The 25,939-nt window shown below is 68.5% G+C and carries 25 protein-coding genes; 10 read left to right on the top strand and 15 right to left on the bottom strand.

Annotation, left to right across the window (positions count from 1 at the left end; genetic code table 11):
- Nucleotides 1-102: 102 nt before the first annotated feature.
- From AZL_RS00455 to AZL_RS00445, 3 genes are all read left to right on the top strand, one after another.
- Nucleotides 103-594 (top strand): SRPBCC family protein, encoded by a 492-nt coding sequence (locus tag AZL_RS00455; RefSeq protein WP_052293605.1) that lies wholly within the window; start codon nt 103-105, stop codon nt 592-594.
- A gap of 166 nt (nt 595-760) precedes the next feature.
- Entirely contained in the window at nt 761-1,222 is a 462-nt protein-coding gene (locus AZL_RS00450) for a CBS domain-containing protein (protein ID WP_012972709.1), read from the top strand.
- 114 nt (nt 1,223-1,336) lie between these two features.
- Nucleotides 1,337-1,969, top strand: a complete 633-nt coding sequence (locus AZL_RS00445) for a DUF2889 domain-containing protein (RefSeq protein WP_012972708.1) — start codon at nt 1,337-1,339, stop codon at nt 1,967-1,969.
- 44 nt (nt 1,970-2,013) lie between these two features.
- Here AZL_RS00445 and AZL_RS00440 read toward each other — a convergent pair whose 3' ends face one another.
- Both AZL_RS00440 and AZL_RS00435 read right to left on the bottom strand, forming a co-directional pair.
- Nucleotides 2,014-2,424 (bottom strand): ribbon-helix-helix domain-containing protein, encoded by a 411-nt coding sequence (locus AZL_RS00440; protein ID WP_148219143.1) that lies wholly within the window; start codon nt 2,422-2,424, stop codon nt 2,014-2,016.
- Nucleotides 2,425-2,781: 357 nt separating this feature from the next.
- Nucleotides 2,782-3,057, bottom strand: a complete 276-nt coding sequence (locus tag AZL_RS00435) for a BolA family protein (protein ID WP_042442237.1) — start codon at nt 3,055-3,057, stop codon at nt 2,782-2,784.
- A 210-nt stretch (nt 3,058-3,267) separates the two neighbouring features.
- Between AZL_RS00435 and AZL_RS00430 the strand changes: the two genes are divergently transcribed.
- From AZL_RS00430 to cobT, 3 genes are all read left to right on the top strand, one after another.
- Complete coding sequence (locus AZL_RS00430; RefSeq protein ID WP_042442235.1) at nt 3,268-3,852, top strand: J domain-containing protein; 585 nt, start codon at nt 3,268-3,270, stop codon at nt 3,850-3,852.
- Between the two features lie 74 nt (nt 3,853-3,926).
- Complete coding sequence (gene cobS / locus AZL_RS00425) at nt 3,927-4,931, top strand: cobaltochelatase subunit CobS (RefSeq protein WP_012972704.1); 1,005 nt, start codon at nt 3,927-3,929, stop codon at nt 4,929-4,931.
- A 188-nt stretch (nt 4,932-5,119) separates the two neighbouring features.
- Nucleotides 5,120-6,988 (top strand): cobaltochelatase subunit CobT, encoded by a 1,869-nt coding sequence (gene cobT, locus AZL_RS00420; protein ID WP_042442233.1) that lies wholly within the window; start codon nt 5,120-5,122, stop codon nt 6,986-6,988.
- A gap of 65 nt (nt 6,989-7,053) precedes the next feature.
- On the opposite strand, the gene AZL_RS00415 is transcribed toward cobT, so the two are convergent.
- Nucleotides 7,054-9,048: an adenylate/guanylate cyclase domain-containing protein gene (locus AZL_RS00415; RefSeq protein WP_247894235.1), complete on the bottom strand. Its 1,995-nt coding sequence runs from the start codon at nt 9,046-9,048 to the stop codon at nt 7,054-7,056.
- A gap of 366 nt (nt 9,049-9,414) precedes the next feature.
- On the opposite strand from AZL_RS00415, the gene AZL_RS00410 reads away from it, so the two are divergent.
- The gene (locus tag AZL_RS00410; RefSeq protein WP_042442231.1) at nt 9,415-10,287 is read left to right on the top strand and encodes a thermonuclease family protein; all 873 of its coding nucleotides are present in this window, start codon (nt 9,415-9,417) and stop codon (nt 10,285-10,287) included.
- A complete protein-coding gene (locus tag AZL_RS00405; protein ID WP_012972700.1) occupies nt 10,284-11,183 on the top strand; it encodes a cytochrome c in 900 nt (299 codons plus the stop codon). The genes AZL_RS00410 and AZL_RS00405 overlap by 4 nt, the downstream gene beginning before the upstream one ends.
- A 60-nt stretch (nt 11,184-11,243) precedes the next feature.
- Here the strand turns inward: AZL_RS00405 and ptsP are convergent, their stop codons facing one another.
- The 8 genes from ptsP to AZL_RS00365 all read right to left on the bottom strand — a co-directional run bounded on the left by ptsP (nt 11,244) and on the right by AZL_RS00365 (nt 18,652).
- On the bottom strand, nt 11,244-13,103 hold the full coding sequence (gene ptsP, locus AZL_RS00400) for a phosphoenolpyruvate--protein phosphotransferase (protein WP_042442229.1): 1,860 nt from the start codon (nt 13,101-13,103) through the stop codon (nt 11,244-11,246).
- Nucleotides 13,093-13,395 (bottom strand): HPr family phosphocarrier protein, encoded by a 303-nt coding sequence (locus tag AZL_RS00395; protein ID WP_012972698.1) that lies wholly within the window; start codon nt 13,393-13,395, stop codon nt 13,093-13,095. The genes ptsP and AZL_RS00395 overlap by 11 nt, the downstream gene beginning before the upstream one ends.
- 9 nt (nt 13,396-13,404) lie before the next feature.
- On the bottom strand, nt 13,405-13,803 hold the full coding sequence (locus AZL_RS00390; protein WP_012972697.1) for a PTS sugar transporter subunit IIA: 399 nt from the start codon (nt 13,801-13,803) through the stop codon (nt 13,405-13,407).
- 119 nt (nt 13,804-13,922) lie between these two features.
- Nucleotides 13,923-14,969, bottom strand: coding sequence for an RNase adapter RapZ (gene rapZ / locus AZL_RS00385; protein ID WP_012972696.1), 1,047 nt, complete (start codon nt 14,967-14,969; stop codon nt 13,923-13,925).
- Complete coding sequence (locus tag AZL_RS00380; RefSeq protein WP_012972695.1) at nt 14,966-15,424, bottom strand: HPr kinase/phosphorylase; 459 nt, start codon at nt 15,422-15,424, stop codon at nt 14,966-14,968. The genes rapZ and AZL_RS00380 overlap by 4 nt, the downstream gene beginning before the upstream one ends.
- 133 nt (nt 15,425-15,557) lie before the next feature.
- The gene (locus AZL_RS00375) at nt 15,558-15,944 is read right to left on the bottom strand and encodes a hypothetical protein (protein ID WP_247894234.1); all 387 of its coding nucleotides are present in this window, start codon (nt 15,942-15,944) and stop codon (nt 15,558-15,560) included.
- Nucleotides 15,945-16,170: 226 nt separating this feature from the next.
- Nucleotides 16,171-17,952 (bottom strand): stimulus-sensing domain-containing protein, encoded by a 1,782-nt coding sequence (locus AZL_RS00370; protein WP_012972693.1) that lies wholly within the window; start codon nt 17,950-17,952, stop codon nt 16,171-16,173.
- Nucleotides 17,953-17,956: 4 nt separating this feature from the next.
- A complete protein-coding gene (locus AZL_RS00365; RefSeq protein ID WP_012972692.1) occupies nt 17,957-18,652 on the bottom strand; it encodes a response regulator transcription factor in 696 nt (231 codons plus the stop codon).
- 336 nt (nt 18,653-18,988) lie between these two features.
- Here AZL_RS00365 and AZL_RS00360 point away from each other — a divergent pair, with 336 nt between their 5' ends.
- Entirely contained in the window at nt 18,989-19,840 is an 852-nt protein-coding gene (locus AZL_RS00360) for a HugZ family protein (RefSeq protein WP_042442225.1), read from the top strand.
- A 464-nt stretch (nt 19,841-20,304) separates the two neighbouring features.
- Nucleotides 20,305-22,128 (top strand): phosphoenolpyruvate carboxykinase (GTP), encoded by a 1,824-nt coding sequence (locus AZL_RS00355; protein ID WP_012972690.1) that lies wholly within the window; start codon nt 20,305-20,307, stop codon nt 22,126-22,128.
- A 218-nt stretch (nt 22,129-22,346) separates the two neighbouring features.
- On the opposite strand, the gene AZL_RS00350 is transcribed toward AZL_RS00355, so the two are convergent.
- The 4 genes from AZL_RS00350 to AZL_RS00335 form a co-directional block, all read right to left on the bottom strand.
- Complete coding sequence (locus AZL_RS00350) at nt 22,347-24,038, bottom strand: hypothetical protein (RefSeq protein ID WP_148219142.1); 1,692 nt, start codon at nt 24,036-24,038, stop codon at nt 22,347-22,349.
- Between the two features lie 131 nt (nt 24,039-24,169).
- Nucleotides 24,170-24,409, bottom strand: coding sequence for a hypothetical protein (locus tag AZL_RS00345; RefSeq protein WP_042442223.1), 240 nt, complete (start codon nt 24,407-24,409; stop codon nt 24,170-24,172).
- 151 nt (nt 24,410-24,560) lie between these two features.
- Complete coding sequence (locus AZL_RS00340; RefSeq protein WP_042442221.1) at nt 24,561-25,004, bottom strand: ferritin-like domain-containing protein; 444 nt, start codon at nt 25,002-25,004, stop codon at nt 24,561-24,563.
- 143 nt (nt 25,005-25,147) lie between these two features.
- The gene (locus AZL_RS00335; protein WP_042442219.1) at nt 25,148-25,393 is read right to left on the bottom strand and encodes a hypothetical protein; all 246 of its coding nucleotides are present in this window, start codon (nt 25,391-25,393) and stop codon (nt 25,148-25,150) included.
- Nucleotides 25,394-25,939 lie beyond the last annotated feature (546 nt).

Here is a 25,939-nt window from a genome sequence, read left to right as displayed (position 1 = left end):
CAATCCGTCTTTCGCACAATAGCCACGTCGGCGGTCGCCCGCCCATAGTTCCCCGACAAGACCGCGGCCATTCCGCCGCGGCATGACCGGGGAGGATGGGTGATGAAGGCGATGCTTGGCATGTCGGCTCTGGTAACGGCGGCGCTGCTGGCGGCGGCGCCGGCGATGGCGCTGGAGGTTCGCGAGCAGGCGACGATCAAGGCGCCGATCGCGCAGGTGTGGAAACAGATCGCCCCCTTCTGCGCCATCGCCGACTGGCATCCGGCCGTCGAGGGCTGCACACTGCGCAAGACCGCCGGCAGGCAGGAACGCGACATCGCGCTGAAGGGCGGCGGCAGCATCGAGGAACGGCTGACCGGCCTGTCCAACGCCAGGCACCGGCTGCGCTATGCGTTGCTGAACGGGCCGCTTCCGGTGAGGAACTACCGCTCCACCATCCGGCTGAGCGCGGTGGATGCCCACAACACCCGCATCGTCTGGTCCTCCCGCTTCGAGCCCAACGGCGCCCCCGATGCCGAAGCGCGCAAGGCCGTCGCCGGCATCTACACCAGCGGCTTCGACGGGCTGCGCAAGCGCCTGGAATCCGGCCAGTAACGGCTCCGCCGGCGAAGAGGACCCGGCATACTGAACAAGTAGACAACAATCAGTTACATTGACGATCAGCACAGAAAGCTGACAGGATCGGCATGCCGCGCTGGGGAATCGCGGTCGAGTGCATCGTTCGTCCACAAAACCTGCAATCATGAAGGAGATGGGACACATGCCGACACGCCGACTGATGCCTGATGTCATCAGGAACCAGGAGCTTTCCTGCCTGCCTCCGGGGGCCACCGTGCGCGACGCCGCCACGCTGATGGCGGAACGGCGCATCGCCGCGGTCCTGGTCACCGAAGGCCGCGCACTGAAGGGCATCGTCACCGAACGCGACATGACCACCCGCGTGGTCGCGGCCGGCCTCGACCCCGAAACCACCCCGCTGTCCTCGGTGATGACCGCCGATCCCGACACGCTGGAACCTTCGGCCACCGCGCTGGCGGCACTCGACCTGATGGAGCGGCGCCATTATCGCCACTTGCCGGTGGCGGTGGATGGCGAGGTCGTCGGCATGGTGTCGATCCGCGACCTGTTCGCGGTGGTGCGCACCCATCTGGAGGACGAGTTGCGCAGCCGCGAGGCCTATATGTTCGGCTCCGGCTATTCGGCGGAAGCGACGCTGGGTTGACGGCAAGATTGACCCATAGGTAACGCTGCATTGCGGCGGGGCCGGGTTGACCGGGCGCCCGGCCCCGCCGATAGTCCAGGGTGAGCCATTATTCCCGCTGAACTGGAACGCCCGATGTCCGCGCCCTCGCTGTCCGCCCCCGCCGCGCGCGAGCCGATCCACACCCGCCGCGTCACCTGCGAGGGCTTCCGGCGCGCCGACGGGCTGTGGGACATCGAAGGCCACCTGACCGACGTCAAGAGCTATGGCTTCCAGACGGATGAGCGCGGTCATGTGGAGCCCGGAACGCCGGTCCACGAGATGTGGATGCGCCTGACGGTCGACGACACGATGACCGTCAAGGCGGTGGAGGCGGTGACCCGGCACAGCCCCTACCAAGCCTGCGGCAGCATCACACCGGCATTCCAGGCGCTGGTTGGCTTGCGCATCGCGCCCGGCTGGACCAATGCCGTGAAGGCCCGGCTGGGCGGACCGAAGGGTTGCACCCATCTGGTCGAACTGCTGGGACCGATGGCGACCACCGCCTTTCAGACCATCTTCCCGATCCTGTCCCGCGAGGCCGCCGAGCGCGCCAAGGCGGCCGGAAAACGGCCGCGGGACGATGGCAAGCGGCCGGTGCTGCTGAACATGTGCCACATCTTCGACAGCAACGGCGAGGTGGCTCGCAAGACCTGGCCCGGCCATTATACCGGCCCGACAGCCGATCCCGAAAACGGAGACGCCGCCCACGAAGAGGCGGCGGAGTAGACTCGCTGTCCCGCGGAACCGCCCTGACGCCGCAGCGGCGCCGGTCAGGCGTCCAGACGGGGATGGGAGGAGCCGGCGGAACTGGACAATGCCGATCCCGGCGGGTATCCGCCCTCGGCGGCGACCGCGGCCTTGCCCCCGTCGGCCTCGTCGGCCGGCGGCAGGTCGAACGGCGTGCCGATGAACGGATCGCTGCCGCCATGGCCGGCGCGCATGTGCCCATCCTCCGTACAGGCGCGGCGGTAATAGGAGGCGATGAAGACGCGAACCGCGGATGTCAGCGTGACATCCGCGTCTTCCGGATTTATGCCCCGACGGCGCGCCTGTTCCTCGATCCGCTCCTTGATCTGGGTGCAGAGACGGTTGACGGTCAGACCCTCCCGACGGCCGATGTCCTCCAGAGCATCCCACATCGATGGTTCCAGCCGCATGCTCGTGCGGTGACCGCCGATCATGATGTTCTGGCTCCTCAGCGGTTCCACCCCCGTCTGGGAAGGAGTCGTACGCTTCTTTTTCGGCCCACGCTTCGCCATCCGCAGCCCCTTCCACGAAGCCGCCGGCGGACATGCGAAGTTTGTGTCCGCCACGGCGCGATAAATGGTTGCATATACTGCACTCTACTAAACGCACCAGGAAATGCAACCACGCTAACGTTTCTCATTGTTGCATCAATTCCAAAAATCGCGCCTTAGTTGCATGCATATGTATGTTATTTCGGCCACCCCTTCGCGCTATATTTGCGGAGCGATGATGATGCGCCGTGCCGGCGACCGGTCTTCCCGAAAAAGCCCCCGCTGTGCCGGCGGGAGGTGTCAGGCCCCCCCTTCGCCCGGAGCCTGGGTGGTCAGCCCCAGCGCATGCACCCGCTCCCGCAGCTCCTCGGCCAACAGGGCATAGACCATCCGCTGACGCTCCACCCGCGACCTGCCAGCGAAGGCGCCCGAGACGATGGTGACATGAAAATGGGTTTCCCCGGCGGCGTCCGCGCCGGCATGCCCCGCATGGCGGGCGGAGTCATCGACGACGTCGAGCCGGTCCGGCGCCAGTCCGGCGGTGAGCTTCTCGCGGATACGGGTGGCGTATTCCATGGCGGGGTCCTGCTGTCTTGGCACTGGTTCGGGATGGAATGGACGGGTGCCGGGAACGCGGTTCCCGGCGGTCCCATCCCTTCAGTCAGGAGATGGCGCGATCGACGCCCTGTCAAGCCGTTGTCAAGCGCCGGGTCCCGCGGATTGCGGATGACGGAAGCCTGATTCGGCGTGCTTGCCAGAGGCGACGGCTCTTCCCATACTTGGCCGATGACCAGGAACCGCACCCGCTCCAGTTATGACAGCTACGCCGCGCCGCGGGCGGCCACCCGTGTGTGCGACCATCCCGATTGCGTCGCCACCGGGGAGTACCGTGCGCCGAAGAGCCGCAGCAGCCTCAATGAATACTGGTGGTTCTGCCTCGATCATGTACGGGAGTACAACCGCGCCTGGGACTATTACGCCGGCATGTCCACCGACCAGATCGAGGCGGAGGTGCGGCGCGACACCACCTGGCAGCGGCCGAGCTGGCCGCTCGGCAAATGGGCGACGCAGGAGCGCTTCATCCGCGACCGCGTGGTCAACAGCTTCAGCTTCGAATTCGGCCATGACGCCGGCAAGACAAAGGACGAGGAAAAGGCGCACCGGCGGAGCCACGCCCGTACCGACGAGGAAAAGGCGCTGGCGGTCCTGGATCTGACACCACCCGTCGACTTCACGCGCATCAAGGCACGCTATCGGGAACTGGCGAAAAAGCACCATCCCGATGCCAATGGCGGCGACAAGGCTGCGGAAGAACGCCTGAAAGAGATCAATCAGGCCTACAATACGCTGAAAGCCTGTTATGCTGCCTGAACCCCCGTTGGCGGGCCGGGTCAATCCCGCGGCCGCCGGACAACCGACACTCGCTGGAACGTAAGAAACCACCCATGGCTTCCCAAGGAGCGACCCAGGCCAGCTCGGCCCTGTTCGACCACAAGCCCGACACGACGGTCTCGGTGCGTGAGGTCTTCGGCATCGACAGCGACATGCAGGTGCCGGCCTTCAGCCAGCGCACCGAACATGTGCCCGACCTCGACAGCGCCTACCGCTTCGACCGGGACACGACGCTGGCCATCCTCGCCGGCTTCGCCTACAACCGCCGCGTCATGGTCCAGGGCTATCACGGCACCGGCAAGTCGACCCACATCGAGCAGGTGGCGGCCCGGCTGAACTGGCCCTGCATCCGCGTCAACCTGGACAGCCACATCAGCCGCATCGACCTGATGGGCAAGGACGCCATCGTGCTGCGCGACGGCGTGCAGGTCACCGAATACCGCGAGGGCATCCTGCCCTGGGCCCTCCAGCATGCCTGCGCCCTGGTGTTCGACGAGTATGACGCCGGCCGCCCCGACGTGATGTTCGTGATCCAGCGCGTGCTGGAGGTGGAGGGCAAGCTGACGCTGCTCGACCAGAACCGCGTCATCCGCCCGCACCCGGCCTTCCGCCTGTTCGCCACCGCGAACACCGTCGGTCTGGGCGACACCACCGGCCTCTATCACGGCACGCAGCAGATCAACCAGGGCCAGATGGACCGCTGGAACATCGTGGCGACGCTGAACTACCTGCCGGTCGATGCCGAGGTGAAGATCGTCCAGGCCAAGGTCGCGTCCTATGACGACGCCAGGGGCCGCGACAGCGTGGCCTCGATGGTCCGTCTCGCCGACCTGACCCGCGCCGGTTTCATCAACGGCGACATCTCCACCGTGATGAGCCCGCGCACGGTGATCACCTGGGCCGAGAACGCGAAGATCTTCAACGACGTCGCCTTCGCCTTCCGCATCACCTTCCTCAACAAGTGCGACGAGGTGGAGCGACCGACGGTGGCCGAATACTACCAGCGCTGCTTCGGCGTCGAGCTGCCGGAGACGGGGGTCCAGGCGACCCTCGTGTGATCTCGTGCGTTGCGCCCTGTCCCTCGGTAAGGCCGGGGCGCGGCATACGAGGCTTCACATGGATCGGAACGGGCGGCATGGCCGGGCGATGACCTGCGAGCGTGGTGCAAGCCCGGCTTGGTCCGTTCGCGCCGTGCCGATCCCGCCAACCGCGCCGTAACTCTCCCAAGAACAAAGACGCCCCCGCGATGACCACCCAGAACGACACCCCCGTCGAGGCCTTCAAGCGGTCCACCACTGCCACGGTGCGCGCCATGTCCCGGCGGGCGGAGGTCCAGGTCGGCTTTTCGTCCGATCCGCCGGGGGTGGCGGGCCAGCGGGTGCGGGTGCCGCTGCCGGCGCGCGACCTCAACCCCGTCGATGTCGCCAAGCTGCGCGGAGCGGCCGATGCGGTGGCCTTGCGGCTGCGCCATCACGATGCCACGGTGCATGCGCACCGCATGCCGTTGGGCGATGCCGCCCGCCAGGCCTATGACGCGCTGGAACAGGCGCGCTGCGAGGCGGTGGGCAGCCGCGACATGGCCGGCGTCGCCCATAACCTGGAAGCGGCGCTGGAGGATCGTTACACCCGTCAGGGCTTCGACCGCTTCGAGGATCGCGGCCAGGTGCCGCTGTCCGAAGCCCTGCGGCTGATGGCGCGCGAGGTGATGACCGGCGCCCCGCCGCCGCCCGCCGCCACCCATGCCGTTGATCTCTGGCGTCCCTGGGTCGAGGAGCGGCTGGGCCGGGACATGAAGGGGCTGGCGGCCCATGCCGGCGATCAGGAGGCCTACGCCAAGGCCGTCCGCCGCCTGCTGGCCGATCTCGACATGGAGGTCGGCCAGGAGGCCGACCAGGAGGAGGAGGACCAGCAGACCCAATCCTCCGAGGACGAGGAGTCGCCCCAGCACGGCCAGACCCGCGGCCAGGACGAGGACCAGTCCGACTCCGAATCCATGGCCTCGTCGGAGATGCAGGACTCGTCGGAGGCCGGCGACAGCGCCGAGGACGGCTCCGGCGAGGAAGGCGACATGGAGATGGGCGAGGGCGAGGGGGCGGAGGAGCCCGCCGGCCCCGGCCAGCCCTGGCGCAACGACGCCAACCGCCGCAACGAGCCCGATCCCAACGCCTACAAGGCCTATACCACCCAGTATGACGAGGTGGTCGACGCCGCCGACCTCTGCGACCCGGCGGAGCTGGAGCGGCTGCGCCATCTGCTCGACCAGCAGCTTCTGCATCTTCAGGGCGTGATCTCCAAACTGGCGAACCGGCTGCAACGCCGGCTGATGGCCAAGCAGCAGCGTTCCTGGAGCTTCGACCTGGAGGAAGGCATCCTCGACGCCGCCCGGCTCGCCCGCGTCGTCGCCAACCCGGTCCTGCCGCTCTCCTTCAAGAAGGAGAAGGAGATGGACTTCCGCGACACGGTGGTATCGCTGCTGATCGACAATTCCGGGTCCATGCGCGGCCGGCCGATCTCCATCGCCGCGATGAGCGCCGACATCCTCGCCCGCACGCTGGAGCGCTGCGCGGTGAAGGTGGAGGTGCTGGGCTTCACCACCCGCGCCTGGAAGGGCGGCCAGGCCCGCGAGGCCTGGGTCGCCGGCGGCAAGCCGCCCCATCCCGGCCGGCTGAACGACCTGCGCCATATCGTCTACAAGGCCGCCGACATGCCGTGGCGCCGCGCCCGCAAGAATCTGGGCCTGATGCTGCGCGAAGGCATCCTGAAGGAGAACATCGACGGCGAGGCGCTGCAATGGGCGCACAACCGGCTGCTCGGCCGGCCGGAACAGCGCCGCATCCTGATGGTGATCTCCGACGGCGCGCCGGTGGACGATTCGACCCTGTCGGTGAATGCCGGCAATTATCTGGAACGCCATCTGCGCCAGACCATCGAGCAGATCGAGACCCGCTCGCCCGTCGAGCTGGTGGCGATCGGCATCGGCCATGATGTCACCCGCTATTACCGCCGCGCCGTGACCATCGTCGATGCCGAACAGCTGGGCGGCACCATGATGAACAAGCTGGCCGAGCTGTTCGACGAGGACGACCGCCGCGGTGGCCGCCGCACTTGGCGCTGAGGTAAGGAAACTGGCCGGGGTATTTCCAGCTTTGTCAGTGACTTGGCTGGTAATATCGCCTCGGTTCAGAGCGTATCCTTACCTGCCAACGCTGGCTTGACGCCCTCATCCGGAACCGGCACCGACGGAAGAGGCGGTGATGGCGCGGGATTGCCCCCCGCCTTCGCCGCCTCCTTCCTCTCCTCCTCCAGCACGAGACGCCAGAGTTCGGTCATGCCGGTGCGGCCGCGCAGCGACCGGCCGCCCTGGCGGACCAGCGGGACGGCGTCCTTGCCCTTGGCGGCGGTGACGCCGCTGGTCAGCACGATCACCTCGGACTCGCCCTGGAGCGCCGCCGACAGCTCCTCGATGCGGGCGGCGACATTCACGGTGTCGCCGACGATGGTGTAGTTGATCCGGCTGTCGGAGCCGATGTTGCCCACCACCACCGGGCCGCTGTGCAGGCCGACGCGGACATGGATCGGCGCCCGGCCGTCGGCGACGCGGCGACGGTTGTCGGCGCGGATGGCGTGGTGGATCGCCAGCGCCGCGCGCAACCCGCGGACGGCATGGTCCTCCTGCGCCTCGGGCGCCCCCCAGAAGGCCATCAGCGAATCGCCGATGAATTTGTCCACCGTGCCGCCCTCCGCCTCGATGCAGGCGGCGAGCAGGGTGAAATGCTCGTTCAGCAGGGCGGCGGTGTCGGCGGCCGCCATATGCTCGGCCATGCGGGAGAAGCCGCGGATGTCGGTGAACATCACCGTCACCTCGCGCTGGACCGAATCGAGCCCGCCCTCGGTCTCGCGCTGGCGCATCAGGCGCAGCACCAGCGCCTTCGGCACATAGGTCTCGAACCAGCGCAGGCCGGCGACCATCGCGTTGAAGGCGGTGGCGGCCCGCGCCATCTCGCGCAGGCGGGAATCGGGCAGGTCGGGGATGGCGCGGAATTCGAAGGCGCGGACACGGTCGGCGGCCTCGGCCAGCCGCGCCACCTGCCGGCTGATCCGCCGCCCGACCAGCAGCGCCACCCCGACCGACACCAGCAGGATGACCAAACCGACGGCGCCGGTGATGTAGAGCCGGCGGACCTCGACATTCATTTCGCCGTCGCGGTAGCCGATGCCGATGATCCAGTCCTGCTGGCCGTATCCCGCCATCTTGCGGGTCAGGAAGATGTAATCGCTGCCGAGAACGCGCACGCTGCGCGCCTCCACCCGTTTCTTCAGCGACTGCACCGGAACGCCGTTCGACCACAGCGCCGCCAACGCCGGATCATCGACCTGATCGACACGCGGCAGCGGCGGGCCGTCCCGCTTGCCGGAGAAATCGAAACTGCGGCCAACCAGCGCCGGGTGGGCCAGAACATGGCTCTGGTCGTAGAGCACGAAGGCGTTCAGCCCCTGATCCACATACAATACCTGGAGGAAACGCGACAGGTCGCCGAGCGAGACGCCGACCGCCACCTGCCCCAGATAGCGACCGTCGCGCCGCACCGGCTGATACACGTTGACGAAGCTGTTCTGGGCATCCTTCAACCAGCGCGGATCGGCCCAGCTGGCGGCGCTGCGGTTCGGACCATCCAGGATTTCAGGCGGAATGTCGCTCTCGCCCTGCATGTCGATCCGTTCGACGCTCAGCTCGCCATTCAGCCGGGCGATGCGTACGCCGGTCAGGTCCGGGCGGATGAAGGCGAGACCGGTGACGTCCGGCGCGCCGGCCAGGGCGCCGCGCAGCGTGTCGGTCATCGCCGGGGTGTCGCCGGGGTGCAACTCGCCGCGCTCGATCAGCCCGGCGACGAAGCGCGCCATTTCCCGCGCGGGGTCGAGTTGGTGGCGGACCCGCACCTCCACCCCGGCCAACGCCAGATCGGCCTTGTCGTTCAGCAGGGCGAAAGTGTTGGTCCCGGCGCTGAACAGCCCAAGGACCAGCACGCTGGCCACCGCCGCCAGCATCAGCGACCCGAAGCCCGCCACCAGCACCGCGGCGATGGGCAGCCGCAGCCGCCGGCGCCCGGCGGGCTTCGATCCGGATTTCGCTCCCGGCTTCGGCGCCGCTTTGCCGGCCGGGGTCACGGTCGTCACAAGACGTGCCGGGGCGGGCGGGTGGAGCGCTGACGGGGGTTCGGACATGCCCGGCAGCCTACCCGCCCGCCCGTCCCGCGGCAACCCGCGGGACGGTATCCTTACCTGGATTTCATACGGTCATGCCCGTGCCGCCATGCGAGGGGCTAATCGCCGACGATCAACCTGACCCGGTGACCGGGGTGCAATGCCGTTCCGGGCGGAAGATCCCGGATGAACCGGAACAACTCATCGGCGGCGGGGATGCGCCCGTGCGCCCAGCGCCGCACCGTCATGCCACCTCGTCACGCTTGCGGAAGGAGATCGCGGTCGTCATACCGGTCAGAATCCCGCCCGGCGGCGGATGTTCCGCAACGACGGCTCGCCATGCGCCTTGTCACGCTCCCGCTCCTACGGCTGCCGGTCCTGCTGCTGGGCTGGCTGCTGCTGACCGGCGCCGCCCCGGCGGAGTCGCCGCGGGTCACCGCCGTGCTGGACGGCGACACGCTGGAGCTGGAGGACGGGCGCCGGGTCCGGCTGGCCGGCATCGAGGCGGCCAAGCCGCCGCGGCACGCCGACCCGGCCGATGGCCGCGTCTGGCCGCTGGCGGAGGCGGCGACCATGGCGCTGAGCGACCTGGCGCTGGGCCGCCGGGTCGCGCTGCATGGACCGGCACCGGTGGACCGCCATGGCCGGCTGCTCGCCCATCTGGTGCGGGAGGATGGGCTGTGGCTGCAATCGGCGCTGCTGGCGCGCGGGCTGGCGCGGGTCCACACCCGGCCCGACGCCCGCGCCTATGCCGCCGAGCTGCTGGCCGGCGAGGAAGCGGCGCGCAATGCCGGGCGCGGGCTGTGGCGCAGCCGGGTCTATGCCGTGCGCGACGCCGCCGATCCGGAGGGGCTCGCCCGCGACCGCGACAGCTTCCAGCTGGTCGAGGGAGTGGTGCTGGCCGTCACCAAGGGCGGCGGCGAGAGCTGGCTGGATTTCGGCGCCGACTGGCGCAGCGACGTCACCATCCATATCGGCCGCGCCGCGATGCGCGAGGTCACCCGCGCCGGCATCGACCCGCTGTCCTACGAGGGACGCCGCCTGCGCGTGCGGGGCTGGATCACGCTGCGCAATGGCCCCATGATCGAGATCACCCATCCCGAACAGATCGAGCGGCTGGAACGGGAAGCGGTGTCGGCAACCCCGCGACGCGCGGGCGCCGACGATGACGACCCATGGAATGACGACGAAGGGGAGGATGATCCGGAATGATGAAGCCGTCGATCGCGCGCATGGTCGGACGCCTGGCCAGGCGTCTGCCCACCATCCTGCCAACCATGCTGGCCGTTCCGCTCGCCGCGGCACTGCTCATCGCCGTGCCGCCGCGTCCGGTTCTGGCCGGCGGGCCGGCGCTGACGATCGCCCTCGCCGGAACCGAGCGGGTGTTCGACCGCGACAGTCTGCTGACCCGGCCGGACACGGTGACCGTCGACATCCCCGCCGACGTGTCCTATGGCCGGCCGATGCGCTATCGCGCCGTTCCGCTGGCCAGCCTGCTCGGCACCGCCGCCTTCCCGCCGGGCGGCGTGCTGGAGGGGGTGGCGTCGGACGGCTTCACCGCGCAGCTGCCGCCGGAGCTGTGCCTGCGCACCGGCCCCGACGGCGCCGTCGCCTTCCTGGCGGTCGAGCCGGCCGATCAGCCCTGGCCGAACCTGCCGGGCAAGGAGGTCTCCGCCGGTCCCTTCTATCTGGTGTGGCTGCGGCCGGAGGCGTCGGGGGTGCGCAGCGAGCAATGGCCCTACCAGCTGGCCCGCATCGTCGGCTCCGACGATCCGCTGCGGCGCTGGCCGCAACTGGCGGTCGATCCGGGGCTGGCCGCCGAGTCGCCGGTCCGCGCCGGGCAGGCGGTGTTCGTCACCCAATGCATGGCCTGCCACACCCTGAACGGCGCCGGCAGCGCCGCGATGGGCCCCGACCTGAACCGGCCGATGAACCCGACCGAATATCTGACGCCCGCCGGGCTCAAGAAGCTGATCCGCGACCCGCGCTCCGTCCGGACCTGGCCCGGCCAGCAGATGCCGGGCTTCGATCCGGCGATGCTGAGCGATGCCGACCTGGACCGCGTCGTCGCCTATCTCGGCCACATGGCGGGACGGAAGGCGCCCTGACGGAAGGCGTCCCGGTGAGCAGGGGCGAGACGGGGCCTTCGCGCCCCCTCTCCCCGGCAGTCACAGGATGGCGTTGAAATCGTCCAGCAGCGTGGCGATGCGGCCGCTGTCGCTCTGGTCCATGATGACGCGGGCGCGGCGGCCCGCCTCCACCAGGTCGAGCGCGCGGATGCGTTTCTTCACCGCCGGCACCGACGGCGGCGCCATCGACAGCTCGCGCACCCCCAGCCCCAGCAGCAGGGCGGAATAGCGCGGATCGCCGGCGATCTCACCGCAGACCGACACCGGAATGCGGGCGCGCAAGGCCGCCTCCACGGTGAACTGGATCAGCCGCAGCACGGCCGGATGCAGCGGGTCATAGAGGGTCGCGACCTGTTCGTCGGCACGGTCGATCGCCAGCGTGTACTGGGTCAGGTCGTTGGTGCCGATCGAGAAGAAGTCGGCGGCATAGGCCAGCGCGTCGGCCGCCAGCGCCGCGCCCGGCACCTCCACCATCACGCCCACCGGCGGCAGCGGGTCGGCGATGGCGACACCGCGGCGGCGCAGGCGGCGGGCGACCTGCCCCATCATCTCGCGCACCTTCTGCACCTCCGCCACCGAGGCGATCATCGGCAGCAGGATGCGCAGCGGCCCATGGGCGCCGGCCCGCAGCATGGCGGCGAGCTGGGTTTCCAGCAGCTTGGGTTCGCGCAAGCCCAGGCGGATGGCGCGCAGCCCCAGCGCCGGATTGGCCGGCTCGCCATAGCGCCCGGCCATCCAGCCCGCCAGCTTCTCGCCGCCCAGATCCATGGTGCGGGCGGTGACGGTGCGGCCGCCCATCCCCTCGATCATGGTGCGCAGAACGGCGTACTGCTCCTCCTCGTCGGGCAGATGGTCGCGGTTCATGAACATGAACTCGGTCCGCAGCAGGCCGATGCCCTGGGCGCCATGCTCCAGCGCATGGTCCAGATCGCGGGGCAGCTCCAGATTCGCCATCAGCGTGACGGCGGTGCCGTCACGGGTGACGGCGGGCAGCTTGCGCAAGGATTTCAATCCCTGGCGCTCGCGCTCGCGGGCGGCGCGGCGCTCGCCGTAATCGGCCAGCAGCTCGGCCGGCGGATCGATCAGAACCCGGCCTTGCAGACCGTCGACGATCACCGTCACGCCGTTGCGCACGCCGGCCAGCAGGCCGGGCGCGCCCAGCACCGCCGGAAGCCCGAGCGAGCGGGCGAGAATGGCCGTATGCCCTTCCGCCCCGCCCAGCACGGTGGCGAAGCCGCCGACGACGGAGGGGTCGAGCAGGGCGGTGTCGGCCGGGGTCAGCTCCTCCGCCAGGATGATGCTGCCGGGGGCCAGGGTGCTGAAGGCCCGGTATTCCTGCTTCAGCAGGTTGCGGGTCAGCCGCCGCCCGACTTCGCGGATGTCGTCGATGCGGCCGGCGAGATAGGCGTCGTCCATGCCGGCGAAGGTGGCGGCGATGGCGGCGATCTCCGCCTGGATGGCGGCCTCGGCGTTGATGCGCTCCCGCTTGATGCGCTGTTCCACCCCGCGGGTCAGGCGGGAGTTGGTGACCATCGACAGATGGGCGTCGAGCAGGAAGCCGATCTCCTCCGACGCCGAGTCGGGCAGGACCAGCGCCTTGCTTTTCAGCTTCTTGATCTGGCGCCGCGCCTTGGTCGCCGCCTCGTTGAAACGGGCAACCTCGGCTTCGACCGCGTCGGGCTCCACCACATATTCGGGGATGGCGACGGCGCCGCTCTCCACCACATGGGCCGGGCCGATGGCGATGCCGGGCGACACGCCGAGGCCGCGCAGGGCACGCCCGGCTCCACCGGCCGAACCACTCCAGCTGTCAGGGGAGGACGATCCGCCGGAGCCGCCGCGGTCGGGGCTGGCCACCGGTCCGCCGGCCGGAACGCCGGGGGGCAGGTCACTCTTCATCGAACTTGCGATTGATCAGGTCCAGGAGGGCGTCCATCGCCGCGTCGGCCTGGGCGCCGCTGGCGCGCAGCTCCACGCTGGTGCCGGGGCCGGCGGCCAGCATCATCAGCCCCATGATCGATTCGCCGGACACCACGGACTCACCGCGGCGCACCGAGATCTCGGCATCGAAGGTGGCGACCAGCTTGACGAACTTGGCCGAGGCGCGGGCATGCAGGCCACGCTGGTTGGTGATCGTGGCGGTGCGGCGGATTTCGCCATCGGCGGATGCCGTGTCGTCGGGGTGGCTCATCGCGGGCGGTCAGTCCGACAGGAGGGTGGAGGCGACGTTGATGTATTTCTGCCCGGCGTCGCGGGCGGCGATCACCGACTTGTCGAGCGGCTCGGTCTTGCGCACGCTGGCGAGCTTGATCAGCATCGGCAGATTGACGCCGGCGATCACCTCCACCTTCGCCTTGTCCATGATGGAGATGGCGAGGTTCGACGGCGTGCCGCCGAACATGTCGGTCAGCACCACCACCCCCGACCCGTCATCGACCTCCGCCACCGAATTCAGGATGTCCTGGCGGCGCTGTTCCATGTCGTCTTCCGGCCCGATGCAGACGGCCCGCACCTGCTGCTGTTCGCCCACGACGTGGAACAGTGCGGCGATGAATTCCTCGGCCAGCCGTCCGTGGGTGACAAGAACCATACCGATCATGGGACATCCTTCAAGGTTGGGTCCTCCCCGGAGACCTGCGCGAGGGCCGCCGCAGGGTGGCCGCGCACATCGCATCTGGATCGTTGGTTGGACACATGGTCGTCAAGGCGCAATTTGCATCATCCCTGATGGTTGGCCTGATGGTTGGCCTGATGGTTGGCCGGATGGTTGGCCACGGTGCCGGCCGCCGTGTTGCCGGTGATGCCGTTGCCGTTCTGGCCGCCGGTCCGCAGCCCCTGCCGGTCGAGTTCGCGGTGGCTCAGGTTCACCCGCAGCCCCTGCTCCTTCAGCCAGGCCGCCAGCCGTTCGGCGATGAAGACCGAACGATGCTTGCCGCCGGTGCAGCCGATGGCGATGGTCAGATAGCTCTTGCCCTCCTGGTTGTAGCGCGGCAGCAGCGGGCGCAGCATCTCCGTCAGGTTCCGGAAGAAGCCGGGATAGTCGGGGTCGCTCTCCACCCGCGCCGCGACGGCCGGATCGAGGCCGGTCAGCGGCCGCAGATCCGGATCGTAATGCGGGTTGGTCAGGAACCTCACGTCGAAGACCAGATCGGCTTCGCGCGGAAGTCCCTGGCGGAAGGAGAAGGAGGTCACGAACACCTGGAGGGCTGCCTGCGCGTCACGGCGGAAATGTCCGGACAGGATGCGCCGCAAATCATGAATGGACAGTTGCGTCGTGTCGATGGTGACGTCTGCTTGCTCCTTCAGCGGGAACAGCAGCGCGCGTTCGCGCTGGATGCCGTCGGGCACCGTCCGGTCCTCCGCCAGCGGATGGCGCCGCCGCGTCTCGGTGAAGCGGCGTTGCAGCACCTCGTCGCCGCAATCCAGGAAGACCAGGCTGACCTCCAGCTCGGCGCCGCGCCGCAGCTCCTCCAGCTCGTCGAGAAAGCTCTGCGCGGAAAAGTCGCGGGTCCGGCTGTCGATCACCAGCGCCAAGGGCCGGCGTTTCGGATCGGCCTGCCGGATCAGGGCGGGGACCAGCGACAGGCGCAGATTGTCGACCGCCTCGTATCCGAGATCCTCCAACGCCTTCAGCGCCACCGACATCCCGGCCCCCGACAGGCCGGTGACCAGCACGATGCGCCCGCGGGCGGTGGCACCACCGGCGGGATCGGGCGCCGCCTCGACGGATGTGATGCCGGAGGAGCTGGTGTCGGCGGATGTCATGACAGGGCCGACAGGCTGGCGGGCACCCGGTCCAGCCGGCCACAGCACAGGCTGGCGACGGCAAGGCGGATCTTGGCGGGGGTGGAGGCGTCGAAGGCGTGCAGGGCGAGACGGGGCAGGGCCATGCCCAGCAGCGTCTCGGTCTCCGCCTCCGGCAGGCGCTCGACCTCCGGGCGGGGAACGAGATCGACGACAAGGCCGAGGAGAGCGGAGGCGGCGGACGGAACGGCCAGGATGCCGACCCCGCGCACCTCCAGCAGCCCGGCCAGGGCGGGCGGGGCACAGGCGGTCAGGCGACCGGATTCGGCACTCAGCGCCACCCGGTCATCCGCGACCAGCAGGGCACCGCCATCGATCAGTCGCAAGGCCAAATCCGATTTTCCCCGTCCGGACTCCCCACGCAGCAGCACGCCGATTCCGGAGAGCAAGACGCAGGTGCCGTGAATCGTCACCATAGTCTCGCGAAGGTGAGACGTGGCGCTGGTTCTGTCAATGGAAACGGAATGTTGCCGGAGGGGTCAGGCGGGGAAACCTGTCCGGGTCCCCCCCATCCGCTTGTGACCGCTCTTTCGGTCCGGAAGAGGCGGGTCACCCACCGGCGGCGCCGCGGGGCATGCAGCGGATCGCCTCCAACTCCAGGGCGAGGGCATCGCGCCGCCGGATCATCTCCTCCAGATCATCCAGTTCGGCCGCCTCCTGGCAGGCGTCGCGGAAGTCCTTCTCCCGCTTCAGCCGGACCAGCAGCACCTTGTAATTGTCGGCGATGCTGGCGAGATGGCGTTGCGCGCCCTGGAGCGCCTCCGCCAGCTGGGTCCGCTCCCGCGCGGAATCCCGCATCAGCTTCGCCAGCTCCCCCTGCTGCCGGCCGGCGTCGCGGATCAGGCGGGACAGCCGGTAGCGGCGCAGATCGACAACCTCGGCCTGCCCCGAAGGAGTGGCGACGGAATGGCCGCCGGACGGTGGCAGGAGATGCACGGAAGCTTCGGGTGGAACGGACTCAGGCATGGCAACCCCAACATCGATGTTCCGGGGTATGGCCACCCTCCCGTTGCCGTATGGAGCCGGAAAAAAACAACCGAACCGACAAGGTTCGGCCGCCTCATCAGCCGACAAGCGAGAACGACCAAAGCCATGATCGGTTCTTCAGTCAGGCTTGTCTAGCCGAGAGTGAGAAAGGTTCTATGAAATTCCGCGGCCCGGCCTACAGCAACGGCAGAGTCACGATGAAGTCGGCACCCTCGATAGTCCCGTCCGATACCTGGCGGTTTCGCGCGAGTACAAAACCATTGTGTGCACCAACTATCTGTTTAACGATTGATAGACCGAGACCGGAGTGGGTGCCGAATTTTTCACCCGCCGGCCGCTCGGTGTAGAAACGGTCGAAAATCGCCTCCTCCTTGCCTTCCGGGATGCCGGGCCCCTGGTCGGACACCACCACCCTGACGCTGCGGCCGCTGCGTCTCGCGGTCAGCCGCACCAGGCCGCCGGGCGGCGAAAAGGACAGGGCGTTGTCGATCAGGTTCTGGAAGAGCTGGGTCAAGCGCCCCTCCAGTCCCGGCACCACCAGCCGCTCTCCCGCCGGCACGTCCACCACCACGCGCGGCGGCTCGGATCCCTCCCCCCCGGACTCGCCAGCCTCGCCGGCCGCCACCGGCTGGCTGGCGGTTTCGGCGACGGTTTCGGCGACCGCCTGGCGCAGCTCGGCCAGCATGGTCAGCAGCAGGCCGATGTCCACCGGTTCCGGTTCCGCCCGCGACAGCTCGGCATCGAGGCGCGACGCGTTGGAGATGTCGCTGATCAGCCGGTCCAGCCGCTGCACGTCGTCGGCGATGATCGCCATCAGCCGGTCGCGGTGGCGCGGGTCGCTGACTCGGGCCACGGTCTCCACCGCGCTGCGCAGCGAGGTCAGCGGATTCTTGATCTCGTGCGCCACGTCGGCGGCGAAGCGTTCGATGGCGTCCATCCGCGTCCACAGCGCGTCGGTCATCTCGCGCAGCACGCCGGACAGCTCGCCGATCTCGTCGCCGCGGCCGGTCAGGTCGGGGATGCCGGCATGGCGCCCATGGCTGGTGTGCAGCCGGTCGGCGGCCTGGGCCAGCCGGCGGATCGGCCGGGCGATGGTGCCGGCCAGATAGAAGGAGAGGGCCACCGTCACCAGCAGCGCCACGGCGAACACCCGCAGGATGTCGAACCGGACGGAGCGGATGGCGCGGTCGATCTCGCCGCCGCTCCGGGTCAGCAGCACCGCCCCCAGCACCTCGCGGTAGCGCTGGACCGGCACCGCCACGGTCAGCAGCAGCTCCGGATCGCCGCCGGGCCCGTCGAAACGCCAGACGGTCGCCGCCGTTTCACCGCCGAGCGCCCGTTCCACGTCGGGATTGGGCTGGCCCGGCCGCTCGCGGTAGACCGGCAGGCCCTCGCGGCTCGGCACCACGTCGATCAGGCGGGTGTAAAGATCGTTGATGGCGCGGGAGACCGGGTCGCCGGCCGGCGGGGTCGGCAGCTCGCGGATTTCGATGCGGCCCTGCGACCCCACCAGCACCCGGCTGTCCGACAGCATATGCCCGTCGATGTCGAAGAGGCGGGTACGGGTCGCCGTCGCCTCCGCCAGCCGGCGGATCATCGGCCGCGCCAGCTCGGGCGCCAGCTCGAACCGTTCGCCGCTCTCGTCGCCGGTGGGGGAAGGGGCGGTCAGGATGCGGTTCACCGCCCCCTCGCCAAGGGCCGACGCGAAGATGCGCGCCTCGGTCGCCAGCGCCTCGGTCTCCGCCTGGATCAGCCGGTCCTGGTAGCGGCCGAGATAGAGCAGCCCGGCCATCAGCAGCGCCAGCGCCAGCACATTCACCGCCAGGATGCGCAGCGTCAGCGGCGACACGCCGCGCCGCCGCGCCGGCCTGCCGCGGCCGGCCGCGCCGCCGCCCTTGCCACCGCCCTTGCCACCGCCCTTGCCGCCGCCGCTCGTTCCCCCGCCGGATGCGGACACCGCGCTATTCCTTGTACCGGTAGCCGACGCCATAGAGCGTTTCGATCTGGGAGAAGTCGGGATCGACCGCCTTGAACTTCTTGCGCAACCGCTTGATGTGGCTGTCGATGGTGCGGTCGTCGACATAGACATGCTCGCCATAGGCCGCGTCCATCAGCTGGTCGCGGTTCTTCACATGGCCGGGCCGCTGGGCCAGCGCCCGCACCAGCAGGAACTCCGTCACCGTCAGGTCGATCAGCTGGCCCTTCCAGTTGCAGGCATGACGGGCGCCGTCGAGCAGCAGCGGGCCGCGGGTGATGATCTGGCCCGGATCGGCCTCGGCGGTCTCGCCGCGCAGCGCCTCGCGCCGCAGCAGCGCCCGGATGCGCTCGATCAGCAGCCGTTGCGAGAAGGGCTTCTTGATGTAGTCGTCGGCCCCCATGCGCAGGCCCATCAGCTCGTCCAGCTCGTCGTCCTTGCTGGTCAGGAAGATGACGGGCATCTGGCTGGTCTGGCGCAGGCGTTGCAGCAACTCCATGCCGTCCATGCGCGGCATCTTGATGTCGAGCACGGCGAGGTCGGGCGGGCGCTGGCTCAGTCCGCGCAGCGCCTCGGCGCCGTCGGTATAGGTGCGCACGTCGAAGCCCTCGGCCTCCAGCGCGATGGAGACCGAGGCCAGGATGTTGCGGTCGTCATCCACCAGGGCGACGGTGTGGGCCATGATCGTCGGAGATCCCATTCAAGTCAGGTCGGGGGCAAGTCAGGTCGGTTCGGCAAGTCAGGTCGGGTGGGCGGGGGCCGAAGTGCGGGCGCTTCGTAATGTTAGCGGAAACATCGGGCATGGCACGAGTGGTCATTCCAATACTTTACGCCAGACTCCAGGTACCAGCGGCAATTTTCCCTTTTCCCGCAGCATTTGCATGGTCCAATATGGCGGCAATGCGGCGCCGAACAACGGTGCCGCGCGGGAGAACGCACTCGTTTCGGCATGAGTTTTTCGAACGCCCTTTCCGCGTCCTCTCCGGCCGGCGCCACGCCGGACGGACAGGGGGACGCGATGCCGCCGGACAGGAACCGGGGCGGCCCGGTCGCGGCCGCCCAGGCACCAGCCTTGCGCGCCCGGCGCCTGATGCGCGCGTGCGACCGCGCGGCGCTGGCGACCGCGCGGCGGCCGGCCGATGACGGCACCGGTGACGGTGATGATGCGGCGGGTTGGCCCTATCCCTCGCTGGTGCTGGTGGCGTTCGACCATGACGGCAGCCCGCTGCTTCTGCTCTCCACGCTGGCCGACCACACCCGCAACCTGCTGGCCGATGGCCGGGTCGGGCTGCTGTTCGACGCGACCGCCGGTCTGGCCCAGCCGCTGACCGGCGCCCGCCTGTCGGTGCTGGGCCGGGCGGAGCGGTCGGACGACCCGGTCCATCGCGAACGCTATCTGCGCCGCCATCCCGACGCCGCCTTTTATGCCGGTTTCGCCGATTTCGCGATCTACCGCGTGGCGGTTGAGCGCGCCCATCTGGTCGCCGGCTTCGGCCGCATCCACCGGCTGTCCGCCGCCGAGTTGGACCTTCCCGCCCCGGCTCCCGCGCTGGCGGCGGGGGAGGCGGCGCTGCTCGACCAGCTGAACGGCGAGGGCTACGGCTCCCGGCTGGTCCCGATAGCCGATGGAGACGGCGCCAGCTCCCGCGAAGGCTGGAGCCTGACCGGACTCGACCCGGAGGGGTGCGACCTGCGACGCGGGGGGTACGTCGCCCGCGTCGATTTTGAACAGAGAATCCCTGACCCCGAATCGGCTAAACTGATGCTGGATACGCTCATCCGGCCGCAGGACGGGTGCGGACAACCCGGAGGATCGACATCCGGGAGCGAAGGGGCTGGAACCGGAACAGCCGGCGGCGAGGGCGGTTGAGTGGCCCCGACGCCCAACAAGAACGGCAAGAAGACCAATAACAAAACCAATAACAAAACAAGAACGGTCAGTCGCAAGGACGATAGCGAGAGAGGCGAACAGCCAACCGTCAGCCTGAACGACCAGCCGAGAGGTCGCTTCGACACCACCGGGCGCCGCACCAACAACAAGAACGCGGTATCCGGGCACGCGCAACCAGGAGAACACTTCAGTGGACCATAACGGATCGACCCGTTTCCCGTCCGGGCCATCGGCCCCCAGACCTGTCGCCTCAGGACCGCCTTTTGCCCCGTATCGTTGCCGTACCCCGCCGGTGCGGCGCATCGCGGCGGGCATCCAGCCCGGCCGCCCGTTCGGACCGGCACGCCGCTGACGCGGCGGGCGCCGTCCATCTGACACGACAACGGACGAAAGAACGGCCGGACCAGCGCAACGGTACCGGCCCAGCCTTCGAGAGGGACGATATGACTGGTAACACACGGACGCGGAACAAGAAGCTCCTGGCCTGGGTCGAGGAGATCGCGCTGAAATGCAAGCCGGAGCGGGTTCACTGGTGCGACGGATCGCAGGAGGAATATGACCGTCTCTGCGACGAGATGGTCGCCTCCGGCACCTTCATCCGCCTGAACGAGGCCAAGCGCCGCAACTCCTTCCTCTGCCGCTCCGATCCGGGCGATGTCGCCCGTGTCGAGGACAGCACCTACATCTGCTCCAAGACGCGCGAGGAAGCCGGTCCGACCAACAACTGGATGGATCCGGCGGAGATGAAGGCCAAGCTGGACGGCCTGTTCGAGGGCTGCATGCGCGGCCGCACCCTGTATGTGGTGCCGTTCAGCATGGGGCCGCTGGGCTCCGACATCGCGCATATCGGCGTGCAGCTGTCCGACAGCCCCTATGTCGCGGTCAACATGCGGCTGATGACCCGCATGGGCCAGAAGGTGCTGGACATCCTGGGCGACGGCGATTTCGTCCCCTGCCTGCATTCGATCGGCGCCCCGCTGGAACCGGGCCAGCAGGACGTCGCCTGGCCCTGCAACGCCGACAACAAGTACATCGTCCATTTCCCCGAGGAGCACCGCATCGTCTCCTACGGCTCCGGCTATGGCGGCAACGCGCTGCTCGGCAAGAAATGCTTCGCGCTGCGCATCGCCTCGGCGATGGGCCGCGAGCAGGGCTGGCTGGCCGAGCATATGCTGATCCTGGGCGTGGAAAGCCCGGCCGGCGAGAAGACCTATGTCGGCGCCGCCTTCCCGTCGGCCTGCGGCAAGACCAACTTCGCCATGCTGGTCCCGCCCAAGGAGTTCGAGGGCTGGAAGGTCCGCACCATCGGTGACGACATCGCCTGGATCAAGCCGCAGCCCGACGGCACGCTGCGCGCCATCAACCCGGAGGCCGGCTTCTTCGGCGTCGCCCCCGGCACCAGCGTGAAGTCGAACCCGAACGCGCTGAAGACGCTGGACCACAATGTCATCTTCACCAACGTCGCCCTGACCGACGATGGCGACGTGTGGTGGGAGGGGCTGACCGACGAGGTGCCGGCCCACCTGATCGACTGGCAGGGCAAGGATTGGGCACCCGGCTGCGGCCGTCCCGCCGCCCATCCGAACAGCCGCTTCACCGCGCCTGCGGCGCAATGCCCGTCGATCGACCCGGCCTGGGAGGATCCGGCCGGCGTTCCGATCAGCGCCTTCATCTTCGGCGGCCGCCTGTCGAAGACCTTCCCGCTGGTGTTCGAGGCCTATAACTGGCGCGAAGGCGTCTATTGGGCGGCGACCATGGGTTCGGAAGCCACCGCCGCCGCCGTCGGCCAGGCCGCCATCCGCCGCGACCCGTTCGCCATGCTGCCCTTCTGCGGCTACAACATGGCCGACTACTGGAACCATTGGCTGTCGATGGAAGGCAAGATCGAGAGCCTGCCGCGCATCTACCGCGTCAACTGGTTCCGCAAGGACGAGAACGGCAAGTTCGTCTGGCCGGGCTTCGGCGACAACATGCGCGTGCTGAAGTGGATCGTCGACCGCGTCCGCGGCCGCGCCACCGACGTCGCCGCGTCGCCCTTCGGCTATTCCCCGCGCTACCAGGATCTGAACTGGTCGGGCCTGAGCTTCCCGGCCGACAAGTTCGCCAAGATCATGGACATCGACCGCAAGGAGGCCGAGGCCGAGGCGAAGGACCAGGAGGAACTGTTCAACCGCTTCGGCGACCGCCTGCCCGAGGAGATCGAGCAGCAGCGCCTCGCCGTGCTGAAGCGGCTGGAGGACAGCCCGGAGGTCTGGCGCATCGGTTGATCGGCTGGGGTACCCGCAGGTAAGGATGGGGGCTGCCGCGAGGCGGCCCCTTTTCCTTGTCTGGACGGGAAGTCGGGGAAAAGGACGGCCTCCCCATCGCCTTCGCCCCTGATTTCCCAGACGCTGGCTTTTCCGTTTTTTTCCCACAACGCCGCCGGACGTTTGCCAAACCGGAAACGGACCGGGCGGCGGCGACGGAAGACGACCGGACGGCCGCTTCAACGCTTGCGGCGGCCGTCCAATTCCAGCATGCCGCGCAGGGCGGCGATGGTCTTGCTGAGCGGTGTCGGCTCCCCGGCGGGCTTCGCGGCCTTTCCCTCCTCCTGCGGCGCGGCGGGCGGCCGAGCCTCCGGCGGCTCCGCGTCCTGTGTCGCCGCCGCACGCGGACGCGCCTTGCCGGTGCGGGGCTTCGGCGAGAGCGGAAATGGCGGCTGGGATGGGGGCGGCGGAGCCTGCTGCTGCACCTCCTCCTCGATCAGCCCGCGCAGGGCCTTCATCGCCTCTTCGATCTCGCGTTCCTGGGCGGAACGGCGGCCAGCCGGTTGCGGGCTGTCCAAGTCGGGGGCGTCAAAACCGGAAAGCTCCAAGTCCGGACCGGCGGTCTCCGCCACCGGATCGTCCTCATTCCCGTGAAAGCCATCCGTGCGGAAGGCGCGCTTGTCGGCCGCCTTGCCGCCGCCACGCGGCTCCCCGCGCGGCGGCGGCGCCTTATCCTCGTCCAATTCACCGGTCGGGTGATTGCCCGGTTCACTGGCCGCGTCCTCGATCATCGAGCGCAGGGCGGCCAGGGTCCGATCAAACCCTTCCTCATCGTCGGGCGGTGGCGGACGCAGGGCCCGGCGTTCGGCACGGTGCTGATCGAAATCCAGCGGCTCGGCGGCCGGCGGAGACGATACGGGCTTGGCCGGGCGGTTGACGGGGGCCGGCCTTTCCGGATCGCGGATGGCGAAGGAGAGGATCTCCTCTTCCGACGGTTCCTCGTCCTCCGGCTCCCCGTCTTTGAAATCCCCGGCCTCGAAATCCTCATCCCGTTCGCCGGGGTCAGGGCCGTCCAGCCAGGGATCGGCCTCGGCGCCGGCATGGTCATCCCGGAAATCCCGGCGCACCAGCGTCCTGTGCGAGAAGACCGGCGGCTCGTCCTCCCCCTGACCGAACTCCTCCCGGCCATATGCGCCCTGGCCGTAACGGTCATCCCGATCAAGCGCGGCATCGTCCTGATCCTCATCGACCTCATAGGCCCGCGCCAGCAGCCGACGCATCGCCGTCAGCGTTTCGTCGTCCCCGTCATCGGGAGGGACGGCTTCGGCGGACTCCCTGGGGAGCGGTTCCGGCCGGTCGTCATCGTCTCCCGCCTCGTCGCAATCCGCCTCGGGCGGATCGGCGCGGCCGAGGCGCGCCGCCATGTCGGCGAGTGAGACGGGCTCCCACAACGGAACCGCCCCATCCTCCGCCGGGCCATCGGCGACAAGGTCCGACAGTGGCAACTCGGACAGCGGCAACCCGGACGGGGACTTGCCACGGCTGGGGAGGGGAACAACGGCGGATAGCGGCGGGGGAGTGGCGGGATCCGGATCTTCCATCCTGCCATCCACGGGCCCTCCATCCCCGGCCTTGTCCGGGGCATCACCGCGCAGCGATGCGAGCAGACCGTTCAGCGCCGCCAACGGCGCGTTGAAGGATGGTTCGTCGCTGGCGGCGATCTGGGAATCGGCCGGCGGTACAGCCAGGATCGGCCGGCTTTCGATGTCGCGGGAGTCACAACGCGAACAGCGGTAATGCGGTGCGATGGACAGGACCGGGTAGTTGGGACCGAAGCGCCGCTCCAGCATGGCACGGGGCAGCACGCCGCCATGTCCGCAACTGCGGCAACGCAGTTGCACGTCGGCATCGATGTCGCGGAGGAACAGCATACGGGCCATGCCGCGCAGTATAGCGGCGGCCCCGTGACTTTCCCAATCGTTTCAGGGCTGTTCGCGCCGGACTCCGCGGCGGCGGCGCCCGGCGGTTCGCCGCCGGGCCGGGCGCCGTTCCCCTGGCCGGATCACACCGCGCGGGTGACGGTCAGACCCTGTTCGGACAAGCTGTCGAAGATGTCCTTGAACTTCCGCAGATAGCGGGTGCGGTAGGCGTCGAAATCAGCGGCGATCGCCGCTTCGGCATTCTGGGACTTCTTGAACTCGGACACGCGATGGGCGTTCTCGGCGTGATAGAGGGCGAAAGCTCCCTTCGTCACCAGATCGCCGCCGACCGGATCCGCGTTTTTCGATTTGTCGCTGTTCATCGATCCATGTCCAGATGGAGTGGACATCCGGCCACCGGAGCCGGATGCTCGGCAGGGGCTTCCCTGCGACCCTGTGGCCGTACCGGGGCGGTGCGTCCACGGGAAAAAGCCTACGCCCGCTTTTTCACCCCCGCAATGCTGCGACGCACCATCACGCCACCACCCCGCGCAGGGCGGCCATGCGGTCACGGTCGACGCGGATGCGGGCCAGATGCTGGGTGATCACCGCGGTGATCGGCAGCGGAAGCGCCTTCGCCATCGCCTCGTCATACCGGCGCAGGCATTCGCTTTCGCCACGTTCGACCTCGGTGATGATGGCGGCGCGATCATGGCCGAGCACGGCCGATTTCAGTTCCAGGAAGAAACGGTGGGCTCCGCCCAGCATGGTGCCGCCCATGTCCGGCGCCCCGCCCTGTTCGGCGACCAGCCGCTGGATCTCGCGGACGATGGCGCCGCGCTGGGCGGCGAGGTCGTTGAACAGCGCCTTCAAATCCTCGTCCTCGGCGGATTCGGCGGCCTGCCGGTAGCCTTCATGGCTGTCCTCGACGATGCGGATCAGCTCGTTGAGCGTATCGACGATCTCGGTCTTTTCCATGGCGGCGAATCCTCCGGTGCGTCCCCTGCGTTGCGACAACCCCGGCGCAGGGCCGAATGTTCCCTCCGGCCGCAGGTGCCGGCGATGATCGGAGGCGGCCGGGACTCCCGGCATTATGCCTGCTGGGGGCAGGGTGACGGACCTTACATGGTCATCGGCGGACCTTCGGGCCGTTCCGCCGCTTGCGGACGCGCAGGACTGGCCAGGCCGCTGTCGAGCCCCGCCAGCCCGTCCTCGCGTCCGCGCCGGTAGGCATCGCGCTCGGCCTCCAGAATGGTTTCCGCCAGACGCCGCTCGAACTCGCGCTCCACAAGGGCGGAAAACAGATCGATGCGGAAGCGCGCCTGCAGGGACCGGCTCAGCCGGCGGGCTCTTTCGATCGGCGGCATGGGCTTTTCCCTTCGGCTGGCGGACAAGACCCATCCAGTTTCGAGGATCGCCGCCCACCACCGCAACCACCCCATCGGCGAATTCCCAACGCGAAAGAGAGCGCCCGTCCGTTCCCATGGATACGAACCGCTCGTTTTCAAAACCGGGTTTTCAAGAGGGAAGCGCCATAGCGGCGGATGCAAAGACGGAGCATCCGGCGTTTGGAGCGGGTGAAGGGAATCGAACCCTCGTCGTAAGCTTGGGAAGCCCTTTTGGGGGTACTGGGTTTACTGGATTTTCTGAGAAATTCGTTTACTTTCAGCATATTAGAGTTTCTTGGACATTCGTGCAGGTTCGTGGCGACTCGAGGTTCGTGGTCCAAATTGGTCCAAGAGCCATGTTCGGCTGTCCAGACGTGCGTCATCTTTGTCAACAGAAAAAACGGATAATCCTCTTGACGGTTCGGATGAGTTCGCCTACCTTCTGGGGAGGTTCAACTTTATAGGGACAGCCTAGGGCCGCGAAGAGTCGACCACAGACCTCGCTATACGTATTCCGTGAATCGC

The organism is Azospirillum sp. B510 (assembly GCF_000010725.1).
Classification (GTDB): domain Bacteria; phylum Pseudomonadota; class Alphaproteobacteria; order Azospirillales; family Azospirillaceae; genus Azospirillum; species Azospirillum lipoferum_B.
The sequence above is the reverse complement of the archived record's forward strand: the minus strand, read 5'-3'. Positions and strand labels throughout refer to the sequence as shown.

Excerpts from the sequence above, each read along its gene's own strand:
- AZL_RS00455 (WP_052293605.1), top strand. The coding sequence starts at position 103 with ATGAAGGCGATGCTTGGCATGTCGGCTCTGGTAACGGCGGCGCTGCTG.
- AZL_RS00450 (WP_012972709.1), top strand. The coding sequence starts at position 761 with ATGCCGACACGCCGACTGATGCCTGATGTCATCAGGAACCAGGAGCTT.
- AZL_RS00445 (WP_012972708.1), top strand. The coding sequence starts at position 1,337 with ATGTCCGCGCCCTCGCTGTCCGCCCCCGCCGCGCGCGAGCCGATCCAC.
- AZL_RS00440 (WP_148219143.1), bottom strand. The coding sequence starts at position 2,424 with ATGATCGGCGGTCACCGCACGAGCATGCGGCTGGAACCATCGATGTGG.
- AZL_RS00435 (WP_042442237.1), bottom strand. The coding sequence starts at position 3,057 with ATGGAATACGCCACCCGTATCCGCGAGAAGCTCACCGCCGGACTGGCG.
- AZL_RS00430 (WP_042442235.1), top strand. The coding sequence starts at position 3,268 with ATGACCAGGAACCGCACCCGCTCCAGTTATGACAGCTACGCCGCGCCG.
- cobS (WP_012972704.1), top strand. The coding sequence starts at position 3,927 with ATGGCTTCCCAAGGAGCGACCCAGGCCAGCTCGGCCCTGTTCGACCAC.
- cobT (WP_042442233.1), top strand. The coding sequence starts at position 5,120 with ATGACCACCCAGAACGACACCCCCGTCGAGGCCTTCAAGCGGTCCACC.
- AZL_RS00410 (WP_042442231.1), top strand. The coding sequence starts at position 9,415 with ATGCGCCTTGTCACGCTCCCGCTCCTACGGCTGCCGGTCCTGCTGCTG.
- AZL_RS00405 (WP_012972700.1), top strand. The coding sequence starts at position 10,284 with ATGATGAAGCCGTCGATCGCGCGCATGGTCGGACGCCTGGCCAGGCGT.
- ptsP (WP_042442229.1), bottom strand. The coding sequence starts at position 13,103 with ATGAAGAGTGACCTGCCCCCCGGCGTTCCGGCCGGCGGACCGGTGGCC.
- AZL_RS00395 (WP_012972698.1), bottom strand. The coding sequence starts at position 13,395 with ATGAGCCACCCCGACGACACGGCATCCGCCGATGGCGAAATCCGCCGC.
- AZL_RS00390 (WP_012972697.1), bottom strand. The coding sequence starts at position 13,803 with ATGATCGGTATGGTTCTTGTCACCCACGGACGGCTGGCCGAGGAATTC.
- rapZ (WP_012972696.1), bottom strand. The coding sequence starts at position 14,969 with ATGACATCCGCCGACACCAGCTCCTCCGGCATCACATCCGTCGAGGCG.
- AZL_RS00380 (WP_012972695.1), bottom strand. The coding sequence starts at position 15,424 with ATGGTGACGATTCACGGCACCTGCGTCTTGCTCTCCGGAATCGGCGTG.
- AZL_RS00365 (WP_012972692.1), bottom strand. The coding sequence starts at position 18,652 with ATGGCCCACACCGTCGCCCTGGTGGATGACGACCGCAACATCCTGGCC.
- AZL_RS00360 (WP_042442225.1), top strand. The coding sequence starts at position 18,989 with ATGCCGCCGGACAGGAACCGGGGCGGCCCGGTCGCGGCCGCCCAGGCA.
- AZL_RS00355 (WP_012972690.1), top strand. The coding sequence starts at position 20,305 with ATGACTGGTAACACACGGACGCGGAACAAGAAGCTCCTGGCCTGGGTC.
- AZL_RS00350 (WP_148219142.1), bottom strand. The coding sequence starts at position 24,038 with ATGCTGTTCCTCCGCGACATCGATGCCGACGTGCAACTGCGTTGCCGC.
- AZL_RS00345 (WP_042442223.1), bottom strand. The coding sequence starts at position 24,409 with ATGAACAGCGACAAATCGAAAAACGCGGATCCGGTCGGCGGCGATCTG.
- AZL_RS00340 (WP_042442221.1), bottom strand. The coding sequence starts at position 25,004 with ATGGAAAAGACCGAGATCGTCGATACGCTCAACGAGCTGATCCGCATC.
- AZL_RS00335 (WP_042442219.1), bottom strand. The coding sequence starts at position 25,393 with ATGCCGCCGATCGAAAGAGCCCGCCGGCTGAGCCGGTCCCTGCAGGCG.